This is a genomic window from Mycobacterium senriense, from assembly GCF_019668465.1.
In the GTDB taxonomy this organism is placed as follows: Bacteria; Actinomycetota; Actinomycetes; order Mycobacteriales; family Mycobacteriaceae; genus Mycobacterium; species Mycobacterium senriense.
On the sequence record NZ_AP024828.1, the window covers coordinates 3,919,096 to 3,935,547 of the forward strand.

General features: G+C 66.6%; 17 protein-coding genes and 1 pseudogene. 7 read left to right on the top strand and 11 right to left on the bottom strand.

The window, feature by feature from the left end; all coding sequences use genetic code 11:
• Nucleotides 1-8 precede the first annotated feature (8 nt).
• Entirely contained in the window at nt 9-1,211 is a 1,203-nt protein-coding gene (locus MTY59_RS18545; RefSeq protein WP_221042440.1) for a cytochrome P450, read from the top strand.
• Between the two features lie 134 nt (nt 1,212-1,345).
• Nucleotides 1,346-2,703 (top strand): annotated as a pseudogene (locus MTY59_RS18550) (IS1380 family transposase).
• 138 nt (nt 2,704-2,841) lie between these two features.
• Here the strand turns inward: MTY59_RS18550 and MTY59_RS18555 are convergent.
• Both MTY59_RS18555 and MTY59_RS18560 read right to left on the bottom strand, forming a co-directional pair.
• Nucleotides 2,842-3,831, bottom strand: a complete 990-nt coding sequence (locus MTY59_RS18555; RefSeq protein WP_221042441.1) for an alpha/beta fold hydrolase — start codon at nt 3,829-3,831, stop codon at nt 2,842-2,844.
• A 42-nt stretch (nt 3,832-3,873) separates the two neighbouring features.
• On the bottom strand, nt 3,874-4,401 hold the full coding sequence (locus tag MTY59_RS18560) for a lipoprotein LpqH (RefSeq protein WP_221042442.1): 528 nt from the start codon (nt 4,399-4,401) through the stop codon (nt 3,874-3,876).
• Nucleotides 4,402-4,530: 129 nt separating this feature from the next.
• Between MTY59_RS18560 and MTY59_RS18565 the strand changes: the two genes are divergently transcribed.
• Genes MTY59_RS18565 through MTY59_RS18575 form a run of 3 tightly spaced genes read left to right on the top strand, consistent with a single transcriptional unit; the run spans nt 4,531 to nt 6,796 of the window.
• Nucleotides 4,531-4,890 (top strand): ArsR/SmtB family transcription factor, encoded by a 360-nt coding sequence (locus MTY59_RS18565; protein ID WP_221042443.1) that lies wholly within the window; start codon nt 4,531-4,533, stop codon nt 4,888-4,890.
• Nucleotides 4,878-6,380: an ACR3 family arsenite efflux transporter gene (gene arsB, locus MTY59_RS18570; protein WP_221042444.1), complete on the top strand. Its 1,503-nt coding sequence runs from the start codon at nt 4,878-4,880 to the stop codon at nt 6,378-6,380. The genes MTY59_RS18565 and arsB overlap by 13 nt, the downstream gene beginning before the upstream one ends.
• Before the next feature lie 2 nt (nt 6,381-6,382).
• Nucleotides 6,383-6,796, top strand: a complete 414-nt coding sequence (locus MTY59_RS18575) for an ArsI/CadI family heavy metal resistance metalloenzyme (RefSeq protein ID WP_221042445.1) — start codon at nt 6,383-6,385, stop codon at nt 6,794-6,796.
• A 13-nt stretch (nt 6,797-6,809) separates the two neighbouring features.
• Here MTY59_RS18575 and MTY59_RS18580 read toward each other — a convergent pair whose 3' ends face one another.
• From MTY59_RS18580 to MTY59_RS18600, 5 genes are all read right to left on the bottom strand, one after another.
• Complete coding sequence (locus MTY59_RS18580) at nt 6,810-7,538, bottom strand: hypothetical protein (protein WP_221046519.1); 729 nt, start codon at nt 7,536-7,538, stop codon at nt 6,810-6,812.
• The gene (locus tag MTY59_RS18585; RefSeq protein WP_250160600.1) at nt 7,538-7,765 is read right to left on the bottom strand and encodes a hypothetical protein; all 228 of its coding nucleotides are present in this window, start codon (nt 7,763-7,765) and stop codon (nt 7,538-7,540) included. Before MTY59_RS18585 ends, MTY59_RS18580 begins: the two co-directional genes overlap by 1 nt.
• The gene (locus MTY59_RS18590) at nt 7,762-8,544 is read right to left on the bottom strand and encodes an SDR family NAD(P)-dependent oxidoreductase (RefSeq protein WP_221042446.1); all 783 of its coding nucleotides are present in this window, start codon (nt 8,542-8,544) and stop codon (nt 7,762-7,764) included. Before MTY59_RS18590 ends, MTY59_RS18585 begins: the two co-directional genes overlap by 4 nt.
• Before the next feature lie 54 nt (nt 8,545-8,598).
• Nucleotides 8,599-9,327 carry a sulfite exporter TauE/SafE family protein gene (locus MTY59_RS18595; protein ID WP_221042447.1) on the bottom strand — a complete coding sequence of 243 codons (729 nt, stop codon included), beginning with the start codon at nt 9,325-9,327 and terminating at the stop codon, nt 8,599-8,601.
• Between the two features lie 205 nt (nt 9,328-9,532).
• Nucleotides 9,533-10,387 (bottom strand): sulfurtransferase, encoded by an 855-nt coding sequence (locus tag MTY59_RS18600; protein ID WP_221042448.1) that lies wholly within the window; start codon nt 10,385-10,387, stop codon nt 9,533-9,535.
• Nucleotides 10,388-10,520: 133 nt separating this feature from the next.
• On the opposite strand from MTY59_RS18600, the gene MTY59_RS18605 reads away from it, so the two are divergent.
• Together MTY59_RS18605 and MTY59_RS18610 are read left to right on the top strand one after the other, a co-directional pair.
• The gene (locus MTY59_RS18605; protein WP_221042449.1) at nt 10,521-10,997 is read left to right on the top strand and encodes a hypothetical protein; all 477 of its coding nucleotides are present in this window, start codon (nt 10,521-10,523) and stop codon (nt 10,995-10,997) included.
• On the top strand, nt 10,981-11,685 hold the full coding sequence (locus MTY59_RS18610; protein ID WP_221042450.1) for a TetR/AcrR family transcriptional regulator: 705 nt from the start codon (nt 10,981-10,983) through the stop codon (nt 11,683-11,685). Before MTY59_RS18605 ends, MTY59_RS18610 begins: the two co-directional genes overlap by 17 nt.
• A gap of 21 nt (nt 11,686-11,706) precedes the next feature.
• On the opposite strand, the gene MTY59_RS18615 is transcribed toward MTY59_RS18610, so the two are convergent.
• The 4 genes from MTY59_RS18615 to MTY59_RS18630 all read right to left on the bottom strand — a co-directional run bounded on the left by MTY59_RS18615 (nt 11,707) and on the right by MTY59_RS18630 (nt 16,438).
• Nucleotides 11,707-12,852: a glycosyltransferase gene (locus MTY59_RS18615; RefSeq protein ID WP_221042451.1), complete on the bottom strand. Its 1,146-nt coding sequence runs from the start codon at nt 12,850-12,852 to the stop codon at nt 11,707-11,709.
• An 89-nt stretch (nt 12,853-12,941) separates the two neighbouring features.
• The gene (locus MTY59_RS18620) at nt 12,942-14,465 is read right to left on the bottom strand and encodes an FAD-dependent monooxygenase (protein WP_221042452.1); all 1,524 of its coding nucleotides are present in this window, start codon (nt 14,463-14,465) and stop codon (nt 12,942-12,944) included.
• Nucleotides 14,458-15,090, bottom strand: a complete 633-nt coding sequence (locus MTY59_RS18625; protein WP_221042453.1) for a TetR/AcrR family transcriptional regulator — start codon at nt 15,088-15,090, stop codon at nt 14,458-14,460. The genes MTY59_RS18620 and MTY59_RS18625 overlap by 8 nt, the downstream gene beginning before the upstream one ends.
• A gap of 157 nt (nt 15,091-15,247) precedes the next feature.
• Entirely contained in the window at nt 15,248-16,438 is a 1,191-nt protein-coding gene (locus tag MTY59_RS18630; RefSeq protein WP_221042454.1) for an AAA family ATPase, read from the bottom strand.
• Between the last annotated feature and the right edge of the window lie 14 nt (nt 16,439-16,452).

The following is a 16,452-nucleotide window of genomic DNA, read 5'->3' on the forward strand; positions in this document are numbered from 1 at the left end:
ATCCGACAATGACAAGCCGCAGCGCCGTCGAATTGTATTACGACCCATTCGATGTCGAGATCGACTCGAATCCATATCCGGTGTGGAAACGGATGCGCGAAGAAGCGCCGCTGTACTACAACGAGAAGTACAATTTCTACGCGCTGAGTCGATACGACGACGTGGTGCGCGAGTTGCCGAACTGGGAGACCTACCGCTCCGGCAAGGGCACCACGGCCGACATTCTGTTCGCGAACATCGAAGTGCCACCGGGCATTCTGCTGTTCGAGGATCCGCCGCTGCACGACCTGCACCGCAAGCTGCTGTCCCGCGTCTTCACGCCCCGGCGGATGCTGGCGGTTGAAGATTTGGTGCGCGGGTTCTGTGTCCGGGAGCTTGACCCGCTGGTCGGCGGGAGCGGCTTCGACTTCATCGCGGATCTGGGCGCGATGATGCCGATGCGGACCATCGGCTACCTGTTGGGCATTCCCGAAGCCGATCAAGAAAAGATCCGGGACCGCAGCGTCGCCAACATCGAATTGTCCAAGGACAGCGACCCGGCCGCGGTCGATGCGAATGTCTTCGCGAATTCGATTGCACTGTTCGCCGAGTACATCGAGTGGCGGGCCGGTCATCCCTCCGACGACCTCATGACCGAACTGTTGCGGGCCGAGATCGATGAGCCAAACGGTACGCGGCGTCCGCTGACGCGGACCGAGGTGCTGGCCTACACCGCGATGATCGCCGGGGCCGGTAACGAAACGACCGCTCGCTTAATCGGTTTCATGGGCCAACTCTTGTCGGACCACCCGGATCAACGCCGCGAACTGGTGTCGGACCCGTCGCTGATCCCCGGCGCGATCGAGGAGACCCTGCGGTATGAGCCGCCGTCACCGGTGCAGGCCCGCTACGTCGCGCGCGATGCCGAGCACTATGGCCTTAAGGTGCCCGAGGGATCGTTCATGCTGCTGCTGAACGCCTCGGCCAACCGGGACGAAAGCCACTTCCCGGATGCGGATCGCTACGACATCCACCGCTGCGGCAGCCATCTCAGCTTCGGGCAGGGCCTGCACTTCTGCCTGGGCTCGGCGCTGGCGCGGCTCGAGGCGCGGGTGGCCTTCGAAGAAGTGTTGAAGCGATGGCCAGACTGGGAAGTCGACTATGCGAACGCCCGACGGGCGCATACCGCGAGCGTGCGTGGGTGGGCGCGCCTGCCCGTCGTCACGGGTTAGGTCGTCGCGGCTAGCCTCGATCTTTCGTGATGGTCTAGGGCTGGCGGGCGTGTAATGCACGGAAGTGCCTGTCCTGCTTGAGAAAATTGGCGTGTCTAAGGTCAATTCTCTGTGAGCGGGAAGGCACTCCGTAGGTGAAGCGTAGCCGCTGTGGTGGGTTTCGGGTGGAGTCTGGTCGCGAGTCGTTGATTTCGTCGACTGGCGGGTCGCTGCTTGTGCAGACTGCGCAGGTCAGCGGGTTGGCGCAGGAGTTGTCGAGGGTGCTCAAGCCGTGGCGGACTCCACGGTCGATCCACGATCCGGGCAAGACGGTCCTGGATTTGGCCGTCGCGATCGGGCTCGGTGGTGACTCTGCCTGGCTGATGCCGCGTTGGTGCGGGCTCAGCCCGCGTTGTTCGGGGCGGTGGCTTCTGATCCCACGATCAGCCGGCTCATCGACGCCCTCGGCGAGGATCCCGGTGCTGCGATCGCGGCGATCCGGCAGGCACGGGCGGCCGCCCGGGAGGTGGTGTGGCAACAGCACTGCCCGGTGGCTGCCGATACCGAGGTGGTCATCGATCTGGATGCGACCTTGATCGGGGCGCACTCGGAGAAAGAGGGTGCGACCCCGAACTTCAAACGGGGGTTCGGGTTTCACCCGATGATGGCGTTCGTTGATCACGGCACCGGCGGTACCGGGGAGCCGCTGGCGGCGATGCTGCGTGCTGGCCGGGCCAACGCCAGTGACGCCGCCGACCAGATCGCGGTGCTCGACGCCGCGCTGGCTCAATTGCCTGAACAGGCCCGCCGCCGGGTGCTGGTGCGTGGGGATACCGGTTCGGGAGTCAAAGAGTTCCTCTGGCACATCCACAACCTCGGGTTGTCGTACTCGGTGGGCGTCTATGGCCGTCAACCCGTGCTCGACGCATTGGCCGCCCTGCCGCGCCAAGCCTGGCGTCGGGCACTGGATGCCGACGGCCGGCGCCGCGAGGGCGCCCAGGTGGCCGAGCTGACCCGCTGGCTTCCCGCGACCTTCGTTGGCTCGCCACCCGGGATGCGAGTAATCGCCCGTCGGGAACGCCCGCATCCGGGCGCCCAGCTGCGCATCACCGATGCAGATGGCTGGCGCATCACCTTGTTCGCCACCAACACCATCGGCGGTCGCCTCGCTGATCTCGAAGTACGTCACCGGCTACGGGCCCGCGCTGAGGACCGCATCCGCACCCTCAAAGACACCGGCTTGGCCAACCTTCCGCTGCAGGCCTTCGGCAAAAACGAGATCTGGCTCGAGTTGGCTGCCCTCGCCTACGAACTGCTGACCTGGACCCAACTGCTGGCCTGGCCCAATCACCCCGCCCGCGGCTGGGAACCCAAACGACTACGCCTGCGCCTGCTCAGCGTGGCCGCACGCGTCATCACGTGCGGGCGGCGGCGCTTCTTGCGTATCAGCCGCGGATGGCCATGGTCAGACCTGCTGATCACCGGCCAACGAAACCTCATAGCGCTCAACTGATCTCGACCCACAGCCCCTACCACCAAGGACCCAGGAGAACCGGCGGACCCAGCGCCGGGAAACCACCGCGACCATCACCCACACCAACGGCAACCAACCGAACCAACCACCGCTGAACCCACTCACGAAAGATCGAGGCTAGGTGTCGCTCTGGTCCACCAAGACCGCGCCGTCGGGCTGATTTCCCAACGTCTGCAACGGAATATCGTCACCCCGGGCGGTGAGGCGGACGATCTGCGCTAATTGCCCGGGGGCGTCGCACTGCAGATAGTGGTCGGCGCAGGGCACCACCCAGTAGCGGTTGCGGCCCGGCTTGTGCTTCAGATACGTCTGCCAGACGTGATTGGGAACGCGCAACGGTGCCACGTTGTCGTGGACTCCCCACACCGCCGTCGTGTTGACGTCGCTCGTGGAAAGCGCTTCCAGCCAACCGGTTTCGTCGGCCGCTCGCTCGTGCAGGTATTGGATGGTGTCCGGTAGCACGCGAATTCCGTCGTTGTGGGCGAAGCATTTGGCCAGCGCGGCGATCTCCGGATCCTCCAGCGTGCGCCGGGGCATGAACGTGCTCGCGCCCATGCCGGCCGCGAGCATCTCCGGTGTCGTGGCCGCCGCGGTGGCCCGCGCCGTCGCGGGGTCGAGCAGCGCGCTCTGAAAAGCGGTGAGGTTGGAAAGCGGAAGATAGATGTTGGCGTTGGTCAAAATCAGGTCGACCGGTGCGGTCGGCGGGTCTTGCGCGGCCAGCATGCCCACCGCGATCATGCCCACGCTGCTGCCGCGGTCGTGGGTGAGCATGCGGTACTGGGTGAGCCCCCACACCTGAGTGATCGCGTGGACGAGAAGGCGTGCGTCGTCGTAGAGCGAGTACACGTAGGGCTCGGGTGGTTTGTCGGAGAGTCCGTAGCCGGGAAAGTCGAGCAGGTAAATGTCGAACTCCGCGCTCAGTTCACCCGCCAACCCGAAATAGTCGATGCTGCTGGTCGGAAAGCCGTGCACCAACACCAAGGCGGGCGCACCGGGAGTGCCGCATCGGCGGCTGAACACCGCGACCTCTCGGCCGTCGTTGGCGGCGGTAGTCGAGCGCCAACGAAGCTCGGTGCCGCCGTCTTGCCACTGCGCAAAGATGTCCAAGCTGTCAGCATCGCAGAGGTGGGCGCGGCAGACAATATGCGCTTACGGGCACGTCACGTGGACTCCGAAAGTCACATCCCGCGAGCCACTTTGGCTGGGCGTGGTGGCCTGGCCGGTCCCGGTGACCGTGTAGCTCGTGCCGTCCTTGGTCGCTTGCACCTGGGTCGGTGATTTGGTTCCCTGATAAGGCAATTGGTACAGGCCGCTGTCCAGCTTGAGCGAGATGGCGAAGCCGTCGATGTTGGGCGGCTGCTCATCGGAGACGGCCAGCGACACCGATGCGGAATCGTCGTGCACGCTGATCCGGGTGGTGAGGTCGCCCGATTCCGGGGGAGAGGCGCTCGGCTGCGCCGCCGAGCGGGTGCAGTCCACCGCGGCGATCATCGTGTGCTTGTTCCCATCGATCATGACGGTGGTGCTTGCCAAAGGCGGGCCCGAACTACGAGCGGCGGTGGGGTGATCCCCCTTGCTGGAACAGGCCGGCGGGCCGGCAGCCAGTACCGCCACGCCGAGCGCGGCGGCTGCGCGAACGACCCACCGCTGGCCGCGGCGATTGCCGGGATTGGTCATGGCACCCCCTCGGGCTAGGCCGTCACGAGGACTATAGGTCTCGTTCGTTGCCCCTGCCTGACTTAGGTCGGAGCACGGGGCAAAACTCCACCGCTGGCGCGTTGATTTGATACATGTTTATATAGATGGATGTCGAAGCAGGTATTGACGGAGTGTTGCCCGGCATTGGGTGCGGCCGCGTTGGCCGAGCCGCAGGCCGCTGAACTGGCCGCGATGTTCAAGGCGCTCAGCGACCCGGTGCGGCTGCGACTGTTGAGTCTGGTTGCCAGCCATCCCGGCGGCCAGGCCTGCGTCTGCGAGATCTCCCAGACGTTCGACGTGTCACAGCCGACGATCTCCCATCACCTCAAGACGCTGCGGTCGGCCGGGCTGTTGGATTGTGAACGACGCGGCACGTGGGTCTACTACTGGGTGATTCCCGCTGCATTGCAACAACTTTCGTCGGTGTTGAGCGTCGACGCACGCGTGGCCGAGGAATGCGGGTCATGAACTCGATCGACACGGCGGTGGGCGCCCGGCTTTCGACGTTGGATCGGTTCCTGCCGGGGTGGATCGCGATCGCCATGGTCGGGGGCCTGCTGCTCGGCCGGTTGGTCCCCGGCCTGGGGCGGACGGTCGGCGCCGTTGAGGTCGACGGCATCTCGTTGCCCATCGCGATCGGCCTGCTGGTGATGATGTACCCGGTGCTCGCAAAGGTGCGCTACGACCGGCTCGACAGCGTCACCGGTGACCGCAAGCTCATGGTGGCGTCCGTCGTGCTGAACTGGCTGCTCGGACCCGCCGTGATGTTCGCTCTGGCCTGGCTGATGCTGCCGGATCTGCCGGAATACCGCACCGGGCTGATCATCGTGGGTTTGGCGCGCTGCATCGCCATGGTCATCATCTGGAACGACCTCGCGTGCGGGGACCGCGAAGCCGCCGCGGTTCTGGTCGCGCTGAATTCGATCTTCCAGGTCGTCATGTTCGCCGCCCTGGGCTGGTTCTATCTGTCGGTGCTGCCCGGGTGGCTGGGGTTGGCCACGACCGGCATCAACGTATCCGCCTGGCAGATCGCGAAATCCGTGCTCATCTTCCTGGGCATCCCGCTGCTGGCCGGATACCTGTCGCGGCGCCTCGGTGAGCGCACCAGAGGCCGCGGCTGGTACGAGAGTCGTTTCCTACCCCGGATCGGGCCCTGGGCGCTATACGGATTGCTGTTCACCATCGTCATCCTCTTCGCGCTGCAAGGTCACCAGATCGCCTCGCGGCCGTGGGACGTCGCGCGAATCGCGCTGCCACTGCTGGTGTATTTCGCGATCATGTGGGCCGGGGGATACGGGCTGGGAGTCCTTCTGCGCCTCGGCTACGCCCGCACCACCACCCTGGCATTCACCGCCGCCGGCAACAACTTTGAACTCGCGATCGCGGTGGCGATCGCCACCTACGGCGCCGCGTCCGGGCAGGCCCTGGCCGGTGTGGTCGGACCGCTGATCGAAGTCCCGGTCCTGGTCGCGCTGGTCTATGTCTCGCTGGCCCTGCGGCCGCGCCTCTTTGGTGGCGCCGGAGCCGAGAGACCCAGCGTTCTCTTCGTCTGCGTGCACAATGCCGGTCGCTCGCAGATGGCCGCCGCGCTGTTGAGTCATTTGGCCGGCGACCGCATCGAAGTCCGCTCCGCCGGAACGGAGCCCGCCGACCAGATCAATCCGACTGCGACGGCGGTGATGGCCGAATGGGGGATTGATATCACCGACGTTCCGAAAATTCTGACCGTCGCCGCGGTTCAGAGCAGTGCCATCGTTATCACGATGGGCTGCGGCGATTCCTGCCCGTATTACCCGGGCGTCGCGTACCGAGATTGGCGCCTTCGGGATCCGGCCGGCCAGCCGGTCGAGACGGTACGGGCAATTCGCGAGGACATCGCCGAGCATGTCCGTGCACTCATCGAGGAACTGCTCGGAACCACGATGACGATCGAGATACCCACTGGGAAAGGAAGATAACCATGTCGCGTGTCCAACTCGCCCTCAACGTCGACAATCTCGACGAGGCAATCGGGTTCTACAGCAAGCTGTTCGGCGTCGAGCCGGCCAAGGTCAAACCCGGCTACGCCAACTTTGCCGTCGCCGAGCCGTCGCTGAAACTGGTGTTGCTGGAGAACCCAGGCCACGGGGGCACCCTCAATCACCTCGGCGTCGAGGTTGCCTCCACCGACACCGTGCACGACGAAAGCCAACGGCTCGCCGGGGCGGGCTTGCTGACCGACGACGAGATCGACACGACGTGTTGCTTCGCCACCCAGGACAAAGTGTGGGTGAGCGGTCCGGGCGGTGAACGTTGGGAGATCTACGCGGTCAAAGCCGATTCAGAGACGTTCGGACCTGCCGACCAATCGGAGCGCACCTGCTGCGCTTCCTAGGCGGTGTGCGCGGTTACTGCCAGGCTTCCCAACTGATCATGCTGCGCAGCGGGCCGGCGAATATCGGCCGCACCGCGCTTGAACGCCAACGCTCTTCGATGATCGGGGTCAGTGCGCCGATGGCGGTCAGTGGATCCTCGTCGAGGTAGACGACGGTGACGTACTGGTGATCGGTTCGCCAGCCGCGCGGCAGGTGGCTCCAACCGGCGCTGGAACCAAACGTCCACGCGCCGGCGGTGCCCGGCGTCGCGAGCAGGGCCGGGTAGTGCTCGGCATGCAACCATTGCAGCCAGTCGTCGGGCCGGCCGCCGGCGGGTTCTTCGACGATCAGCACGATGCCGCGGTGCGGCCGAAACGGCACCACCTCGGGCGAAACCAGGGCGTGCGGCGAGGATTGCCACTGTAGGAGGCGCAGGCCGGCCACTTGCAGCGACGGCCGCACGACCGGGAAGCGACCGTTGTCGCGCAACGCGCGGCCCAGCGTGACGAAGTCGTCGAAGGTCTGCTCGACGGGATCGCCGACCAGGTAGTGCACCGCGTTGCCGATTTCTCCCAGGGGACCATTGGCGGCCAGGCGGTGGTCGGGGTAATCGCCGTCGGCGATCCAGCGCAGCCCGTGCACGATGCCCGGCAGCTGGTATTGCTCGGGCATGTGATCCAGCAGGTGCCAGCGCAGGTAACTGCTGTCGTCGTCGGCGGGCGGCGCGGCGGTGAGGCTGAATATGCCTGCCTTGACCCGGATCACGCGGGACCGCCGGCGGGGGGATGGAGCTCGGCCAGTGCCTGCAGATTCTCCAGGTAATGCTGCAGCGAGGTGTGGCGGAGGGCGGCGCTGACGATGGTCGCGCCGTGAGCCGTCGTCTCGCCCAACAGGTCGCGGGTTCGCTCCGGCCGGCCGATCGGCTCCAAAAATGCGGGAGCGGGCAGGACGACGTCGAATCCGGGATGAAGGTCGAAGCGGCAGCTCATCCCTGCAGGTACCCTCCGGCATCGACGGGAATCGATTGGCCGGTGATGGTGCGGCTTTCATCGCCGGCGAGGAACAGCGCCAGGTTGGCGATGTCCTCGGTCGAGGAGATATCTTGCAAAGCAACGCCTTTGAGTTGCCTCTTGCGAACCGTTTCGACGTCGACGCCCTGTTCGTCCGCAGTGCGTTGCACCCATTTGCGCCAGAGGTCGGTGTCGATGGCCCCGGGCACGATGCAATTGCACCGGATGCCATGCGGGCCGACCTCGAGCGCAACGGCCTTGGTGAACGCCCGCAGTGACGCCTTCGCGGTGACGTAGTGGGTTTTGCGGACCATCCCCGTGTAGCTGACGGTGGAGGAGAAGTTCAGGATGACGCCGCGGCGGCGCTGCAGCATCGACTGGTTGAGCACTTCACGGGTGCACAGCATCGCGGCGGTGACGTCGATGGCGATGGTGGCGTTCCAGTTGTCCAGCGTCTGCTCCCAGATCCAGCGGTCCTGTCCGGGCGCGGCGGCGTTGTTGCACAGGATGTCGACATGGCCGAACTCGACGACGGCCCGCGCCACCATGGCCGCGACGTCGTTCTCGTCGGTCACGTCGGCGCGCATGGCGACGGCGCCGGGACCGGCCGCCTCGGCGGCCGCGTGCACCAGCTCTTCACGTCGGGCGGCGAGCAACACCTTGGCGCCTTCGCGGACGAACAGCGAGCCCAGCACCGGTCCCAGGCCGGTACTGGCCCCAGTGATGATCGCGACCTTGCCGTCGAGGCGGCCGGTCATAATGTCGTGTTCCCAGGCGGATTCATGCCGGGCAGATTCTAGCGCCAACATGATTCAGGAAGTGGCCGTCGCGATGAACATGCCGGCTGCGGCGACGACGAGCACCAGGTCGATCAGAATCGCGTAGTGCCGCGGGTGGGCGCGGCGCACGATCCAACGCGTGACGAAGGGGCCGATCATCAAGGCGGCGCCGATCACCAGCCCGCGGGCCACGACGGCGAGGTTCAGCGCACCCAGCTGACCGAAGGTGCTGATTTTGCCGATGTAGAGCACCAGGGCGCTGGCGGCCTCGGACCCGAGGAAGGCGCCACCGGTGAGCCCGTAGCCGGTAAAGATCGGAACGCTCAGCGGCCCCGTCGACAGCACCATGCCCGTGAGGAAGCCGACGCCGACGCCCGCGATGGCGAGGTGCCAGAGCCGTATCCGCCACTGCCGGGCGTGCGCGAGCCGGCGCACCGGAATCATCCCGAGAAAAAACAAGCCGAGCAGCCCGTCGACCACAGCTTGCGGGATGCTCAGCAGGGTGGTGGCACCGAGCACGGCGGCGGGTGTTCCGGGCAGCGCGTAGGCGAGCACCGGGCGCCAGCGAATCTGCCGCCACCAGGCGGCAACACGGGCGACATTGGCCATAACCGCCGCAATGCCCATGACGGGCACCGCAATTCGGGGCCCGTACATCATGACCAGCGCGGGCAACAGCACCAGGGACGATCCGGTACCTACCAGCCCGCCGAGCGCACCGGCGGCCAGCGCGATGACGAAGAGGACGAAAAGAGCCAGCATGAAAGGACCTTTTGGCCGGCGCGAGGCGCACCAGCCGGGGTCCTCCAGGCTTTTGTCCGTTCAGATGACCGCGCCCCGTCCGGGGACGCGGTGGCGCCGCTCGGACCAGGCACATGAAGTCGGAACCCTAGGCGCTATCGACCACAGACTAACAAAGATTCACGCCCGCATCCGTATGGTCTGTTGGCCGCTTGACGAAAGGCGGCTACGCGTCGCCGCGCTCCACCGGGTGGTCGGGATCCGAGCTCCACTCCGACCACGAGCCCGGATACAACGCCGCCTCCCGGCCCGTCGCGGCGAGCGCGGCGATCGTGACCGTGGCGGTGACGCCCGAGCCGCAGTAGGCGCCCAGCGCGTCGTGTCGCTCGATTGCGCGATCGGACAACAGTTGTGCCAGTGAGTCGTCGTCGAGGAAGGTGCCGTCGGGCGCCAGGACCGAGGTGCTGGGCAGATTCTTCGCGCCGGGGATGTGGCCGGCGACGGGGTCGAGAGGTTCGACGTCGCCACGGTAGCGTTCCGGTGCGCGCGCATCGAGCAGCGTCACGGTGTCCTCGGCGACGCGCTCGGCCGTCAGAGTGCGGCGGCTTCCCGCGTACAGATCATGGTGTGGCACAGTCACATTCCCGGGCACAGGATCGACCGCTCCGGTCTCGAGACGTTGCCCGGCCGAGCGCCAGGCGGCCAGGCCGCCGTCCAAGATGCGTACGTTGTCCAGTCCCGCGGTGGTGAGCACCCACCACGCGCGCGCGGAGCCGGCGCGGTTCCAGTCGTCGTATACCACCACCAACGCGTCCTGCCGGATTCCCCAGCGACGCGCGGCGGTCTCCAGGTTGCGTCCCGATGGCAGCGGATGACGGCCCTTGCCGGAGACCGTGTGGTCGCTGAGGTCGTCGTCGAGCGAGACGTAGACGGCACCCGGAATGTGTCCGTCCAGGTAGGCCGGCCGTCCGTCGGGAGCGTCGATTCTCCACCGCACGTCCAGGATGGTCACCGGATCACCAGCGGAGATGATGTCCGCCAACTCGGTGGCGGTGATCAGGACCTGATTGCGTGCTCCCACGGATCCTCCTTATCGGTCTCCAGCGAGCCTAGCCAGCACCGTCGGTAAGACCGCGTTCCAGGACCCAACCGACCGACGGTCTGGTATACCGACCACTGGTCGGTTAGGATCGGCGGCGGATGGAGGTGGTGCAATGAGCACTTCAGAGCAGTCGCAGACGCGGACGCGAATGTTCGCCCGCGTGATGGGCCCGTATCTCACCATCGTGCCCATCACGGTTGCGATACGCGGCTCTTACATGCGGGAATTGTTTACCGAGTTCAAGGCAAATCCAATGTGGCCCTGGCTCTATGGCGCCATCCTTTTGATGGGCGGGCTGGTCATCATCGCTTTTCACCAGTACTGGCGTGGCCTCGCCGCGATCATCGTGTCCGCCGTGGGCTGGTTCTTCCTCATCCGCGGGGTGCTGCTGTTGACCGTCCCGCGGGCCTACGACGCGGCCGGCAACGCCATCTACAGCTCGGGTGCCTCCGCGGCCATATGGGTGATGTTCATCTTCTTGGGTTCGGCCGGGTTGTACCTGACGTACGTGGGCTGGAAACCTGAACCCCGCAGGTCTGACGCTGCGGCGGGCGCCATCGAGGACCGCCCTGGTGCCGCGAGTAGTTAAGCACCCCGATATCCGCCGGGCAGAGCTGCTGGATCGCGCGGCGGAATTATTTCTGCGGCGTGGCTATGACAACGTCAGTCTGAACGATCTGATCGCCGACGCCGGGGTCTCCAAAGGCGCGTTCTACCACTGGTTTCCGTCAAAGGACGCGCTGATAGCGGAGTTGGCCAAGCGCAGCGCGCAGACTGCGTTCGTCGGTATCGAAGGGGCTGTCGCCGCGTGCGGGGGGGAAGCACTGGCGCGGCTGAATGCCGTGTTGCAAACCGGCTTTGACGTGCACATGAACACCGGCGGACCCGAGCAGCTGGCCGCGATGGCCGCGTTGTTGCGTCCGGACAATGCGCATCTGTACGGACGAATACTGGCGGTGGAGGAAGCACTGTTCTTGCCACTGCTGACGCGACTGATCGCGGATGGGGTCACCGAAGGTGTCTTCGATACCTTCGACCCCGAGGGCGTCGCTGACATGATCTATGGCCTTGCCGCGCGGACGAATTCGAGGATTCTCGATGTGTTGCGAGCCGATGACCGAGCAGCTCGGGAACGAGCGATCGATTGTCTGACAACACGATTCCGGCTGCACGGCATTGCCGTCGACCGCGTCCTCGGTCTTCCGGACGGGAGCGTCACCACCCTGAAACGCGCACAGGTCGAGGCGATGGTCGCGGCGCTGCCGCGAAACTACTGACGTTGCTTGGCGCTAATGCCCTTATGCAGTCTGCTCGGAATCGTCGCCCGGGCCGTCGAAGACCGGCGCCCCCAACGACGCGAGCATGCCGGTCGCGGCGCGGTGCCAGGTGAAGTCCTCGGCGCGACGCCGCGCCGAAATGCGGCGTTGCCGCTCGGGGCGGCTGGCGATCACGCTGACCGCTCTTGCAATGGCGGCCGGATCGTTGTCGGCGCACGCGCCACTGTCCGGGGTGATGATCTCGGTCAGCGCCGATGTGCGCGAGACGACGGCCGGCGTTCCGCACGCCAGCGACTCGAGTGCGGCCAGCCCGAATGTCTCGTGCGGCCCCGGCGCCAGCGTCACATCGGCCGACGCCAGAAGCTGGGCCACGGCGTTGCGATCGGAGACGAAGCCGGTGAAGTCGATCGGTAGCCGCGCGGCCTGTCGCTCCAGCCTGGACCGCAACGGGCCCTCGCCCAGGACCACCAGCCGCGCGTCGACCCCGGCGTGGCACAGCGCGCCCAGTGCGTCGATGCTGCGGTCGACGCGCTTTTCCACCGACAGCCGCCCGCAGTGGACCAGCAGCATCTGCGTCGGCGCGGCCCATTGCTCGCGCACCAGCTGGGAGTGGTGGCGCGGGTGGAACGTCTGAAGGTCCACGCCGAGCGGGACCGTGACGGTGTTTGTCGCGCCGATCCGGTCGAATTCCTCGCGAGCGAAACCGGTGGTGCAGACGACGGTGTCGTAGTTCGCGGCGGTGCGCGCGTTGGCGACGTCGGCGAACTTCTGCGCGGCCCGGCGCGGAAGAACTTGTCCGACAAGGCGATCCAGGCGCTCGTGGGAGATCATCACCGTCGTGGCACCGTAGTCACGGCCCCACCGGCCCAGCGACCGCAGGGTGAGGCGGTCCGACACCTCCAGCGCGTCGGGCCGCAGCGCTGCCAGGAGCGCCTTGACCGGGCCCGGCATCACCGCGCGGTAACCGCCGGTGAGGGGAATCAGTCGGGCGGGCAGGGTAATTCGGATCACGCCGGTGTACAGCTGGGCGCGTTCGGCACGCTGTCCGGGGACGATCAAGAAGACCTCGTGCCCGCTAGCGCAATATTCCGCACCCAGCCGGTCGATCGCGGTGCGAAGGCCGCCGGAGCGAGGGCCGTAGAAATTGGCGACCTGTACAACGCGCATAACGTGAGGACACGCGGTCCGCGTGTGCAAGCATCAATGCTGAACCGACGCGTGCCTGAACTCTGTGTGAACTTCGCTTCCGGGCGCCGCTATGCGCTCGTCGGCGGCCCGAACCAGCGCTGCAGCGCCGCGCGCAGGGCCGTTTCTTCGGCCGGCCCGAATTCGTCGGCCGCCCAGGCGACATAGCCGTCCGGCCGGATCAGCAGCGCCGCGGCGGGCCGGTCGGCCATGCCCGCGCTGACGGTGTCGACACAATGGGCCCAGCCACGCGCCGCGTCCTCGACACCTCCGCCGAGGTCGAGCAGAATCGGACGGGCCTCGTGCAGCAGTTCGGCGACCCGTCGGCCGTCGTCGAACGTCAAATCGGGTACCAGTTGACCCGACAGCGGATTGCCGTCGCCCACGTCATATCGCACGTCCGCACCGGCCAGCAGTTTCGCCATGTGCCGGGCGACGTCGGGAATGGCGAACAGTTCGCCCATGAGTGTTCGTAACGCAGCGACTTCGGGCCCCGGCGCCATGAGGGCGGTTTGCGACATCGAGTGCATCATGACGCGCGCGCCCACAGGATGTCGTTCGGACTCATACGTATCGAGCAATCCCGGGGGCGCCCAGCCGTTGAAGTGGGCCGCGAGCTTCCAGCCCAGGTTCATCGCGTCCTGCAGGCCAAGGTTCAGGCCCGGCCCGCCCATGGCGCTGTGCACATGGGCGGCGTCGCCGAGCAGCAGAACTCGTCCGGCGCGGTAGTGCTCCGCGTGGCGCGTGTTCTGCCCGTTGATCCGGCGCAGGGCGTGCGGCCCCGGGCCTTTCGGTTCCTCGAACGGCAGATCCACGCCGAGGACGCGATGCGCGCTCTCGCGTAGTTCGGCTAGGCTCATGGGCTTGTCCTCCACTGGCGGCCCGAATTCGACGGTGCCGAACAGCGAGCGGCCGGGTTCGAACTCCGCATAAATCAGCCCACCGCGATCCAATCGCGTGTGGCCGAAGGCAATCCGGCCGAATCCGGGGACGTCGATGCCGCCGTCGGCGAGGCGGAGTCCGTCGGGGATGTGCACATGGGCCAGCCGCCCGACCGTCTGCGATGTGTACCCGGGGAAATCGATGCCCACGGTCTTGCGGACCAGGCTGCGCCCGCCGTCGGCGCCCACCAGATACCCGGCGTCGATGCGATACTCACGCTCCGGCGAGGACACCGTCAGCTCAACGGAATTCGCTTCCTGCCGCATGCCGGTAAATTCGTGCCCCCAGCGCACGTCCACTCCGAGGTCCCGCGCGCGCTTCTCTAACAGGCGCACCACCCGGGGCTGTTGGATGGGCAGCGCGTACATCGGGTTATCGGGCACGCCGAGCAAGTTCAGCGTCATGGCCGCGAAGATCCACCCGTAGATTGGTTGCGGGGGATTGAGGTCTCCGGTGAACTCCCGGTACAAGTCGCGCATGTCGAGCATTCGAACGACTTGTCCGACAAGGCCGTTGGCCTTCGGCTCGGAGCTGGGACCGGGCAGGGCGTCCAGCACGACGGGCCGGACACCGGCCAGCGCGAGCTCGCAGGCGAGCAGCAGCCCGTTGGGCCCGGCGCCGGCGATGACGACGCCGGCCTGTTCGTCAGTCATGGTGTGCCTTCTTTCTGGGAGGCTCGGGTAGACCCGCGCTGACGGCGGCGAAGCCTTGGCGGATCAATGCGGTGATGGCCACCGGCGGGTCGGCCCGCACGTAGGCGTCGGCCGCGGCATCGCCGACAGCGCGCACGACGGACATCACCAATCGTGGGTAGAGGTCGCGGTCGGGGTCGGTCCCGGTACGTTCGGCGATCACGTGGAGCAATTCGTCGAATAGGTTGTGTGGCACCGAGTTTCGTACCTGCGGGTGCATGACGAGTTTGCGGACCTCGACAAGCTCTTGGCGGCTGGGTGCGCGGTTCTCGTCGCCGTACACGTCGCCGAAGTCGGCCTCCAGCGGCTCGAGCACGGCATGGGTGAGCGCCGTCCACAGCGGTTCGTCGGCGGGGCGCTGCCGCAGCACGGCGACGCTGCGCCGCACACGTTCGGCCTGCCGGTAGGCGAGCGCCTCGTATTTGCCGCTGAAGTAGTTGTTGAAGGTGCGCAGTGAGACGCCCGCCATGTTCGCGACGTCTTCGCGCGTCACGTTTTCCAGGCCGCGCTCGAAAGCCAGCCGCAACGCGGCGTCGCTGAGCGCACGCCGCGTGTCGGCCTTCTTGCGCTCGCGGAGTCCGGTCACAGCGACCAACATACGCGAAACTTGCCTAGTGGGCAATATTGCCTTGCGGGCAAGTTTGGCGTGGAGTGTGCGTTGAGGGCGTTGAGTGTGCAGCCACGGCGATGACACGCCGGGTGGGGGCCGCCCAGGATGCACACTCGACGCAGACGAGAGGCGGCTACCGGGTGCCCCAATCCCACCGGGGTGTCGTCGTCAACGTCTGGCCGCTGACCCGTGTTTCGCCCCAGTCCTTGTAGAGCTCGATCTCGATGGCCTGGCCGTCGGCGGCGTCCTGCATGTCCGCCACCGGCGTCGTGTCCAGATATTCCAGCAGCGAGCGGGAGTGGGTGACCACCACGACCTGCGTCTGAGCGGCGGTGGTGCGGATCAGCGATGCCAGCGGGCCCACCAGGTCGGGATGCAGTGAGGTTTCCGGTTCGTTGAGCACCATCAGCGACGGCGGTTGCGGGCTCAGCAGTGCGGCGGCCCAGAGCAGGAAACGCAGTGTGCCATCGGATAACTCGGCGGCGCGCAACGCGCGCAGCATGCCGCGCTGCCGCAGCTGGAGGTCGAACAGGCCATCGTGGATGGCGACCGAGACGGTGGCGCCGTCGAATGCCTCGGCGACGGCCCGGTTGAGGTCGTCGAATCCCGACTCGAGAATCGTCTGGATCGCGGCCGCCAGGTCGCTGCCGTCGTCGGACAGCACCGGGGTGCGGGTGCCCACCTGCGGGTGCCGCGCCGGGGCGCCGGCGTCGACGCGGAATCCGTCGTAGAACCGCCAGCCGCGCAACCGTTCTCGCACGGCCGCGAGCTCGGGCAGCGCGTGCGGGTGGGCATATTCGGCGAGCACGCTGTGATACGACGGCAAAGCGCGGGACAACTCATCGAAACCGCTGCCGGAGTCCGCGCTGGCCTCGGCGAACACACGCGACCGACGCACCAGCATCGAGCTCGGCCGCAGCACGGGCCCGGCGAACAGCACTTCCCGTTTGATCTCCGGGTCCCGGGCGAACACCGACTTCCCGGCCGACTGCGGGATGCCCAGATCCACCAGGTAGCCGAAATCGTCTGCGGCGAAACCTAATTCGAGCGATACCGGACGGGTGCGCACGGTGCCCTCGGTCTTTCCGGTGCGTCGAGCGCCGGCCGGCTGCTCGGGACCGGCCCACAGCACCGATTGCAACCCGCCCTCGCGGGCCAGCGACCCGATCACCTCGCCGCGGCCGCAGTCGGCCAGCAGGCGCAGCGCGCGATACAGCGAGGATTTGCCGGCGCCGTTGGCGCCGGTGATCACCGACAGACGACCCAGGGGCAGTATCACCTCGCGCAGCGAGCGATACCCGCGGATCGCGACGGTGTGCAGCATGGGGCCGACTGTAC

What these genes read in the sequence shown, in the direction of transcription:
- MTY59_RS18620 (WP_221042452.1), bottom strand. Translation starts at nt 14,465, where the DNA reads ATGACTGACGAACAGGCCGGCGTCGTCATCGCCGGCGCCGGGCCCAAC.
- MTY59_RS18560 (WP_221042442.1), bottom strand. Translation starts at nt 4,401, where the DNA reads ATGACCAATCCCGGCAATCGCCGCGGCCAGCGGTGGGTCGTTCGCGCA.
- MTY59_RS18615 (WP_221042451.1), bottom strand. Translation starts at nt 12,852, where the DNA reads ATGCGCGTTGTACAGGTCGCCAATTTCTACGGCCCTCGCTCCGGCGGC.
- MTY59_RS18605 (WP_221042449.1), top strand. Translation starts at nt 10,521, where the DNA reads ATGAGCACTTCAGAGCAGTCGCAGACGCGGACGCGAATGTTCGCCCGC.
- MTY59_RS18595 (WP_221042447.1), bottom strand. Translation starts at nt 9,327, where the DNA reads ATGCTGGCTCTTTTCGTCCTCTTCGTCATCGCGCTGGCCGCCGGTGCG.
- MTY59_RS18575 (WP_221042445.1), top strand. Translation starts at nt 6,383, where the DNA reads ATGTCGCGTGTCCAACTCGCCCTCAACGTCGACAATCTCGACGAGGCA.
- MTY59_RS18590 (WP_221042446.1), bottom strand. Translation starts at nt 8,544, where the DNA reads ATGACCGGCCGCCTCGACGGCAAGGTCGCGATCATCACTGGGGCCAGT.
- MTY59_RS18565 (WP_221042443.1), top strand. Translation starts at nt 4,531, where the DNA reads ATGTCGAAGCAGGTATTGACGGAGTGTTGCCCGGCATTGGGTGCGGCC.
- MTY59_RS18585 (WP_250160600.1), bottom strand. Translation starts at nt 7,765, where the DNA reads ATGAGCTGCCGCTTCGACCTTCATCCCGGATTCGACGTCGTCCTGCCC.
- arsB (WP_221042444.1), top strand. Translation starts at nt 4,878, where the DNA reads ATGCGGGTCATGAACTCGATCGACACGGCGGTGGGCGCCCGGCTTTCG.
- MTY59_RS18545 (WP_221042440.1), top strand. Translation starts at nt 9, where the DNA reads ATGACAAGCCGCAGCGCCGTCGAATTGTATTACGACCCATTCGATGTC.
- MTY59_RS18630 (WP_221042454.1), bottom strand. Translation starts at nt 16,438, where the DNA reads ATGCTGCACACCGTCGCGATCCGCGGGTATCGCTCGCTGCGCGAGGTG.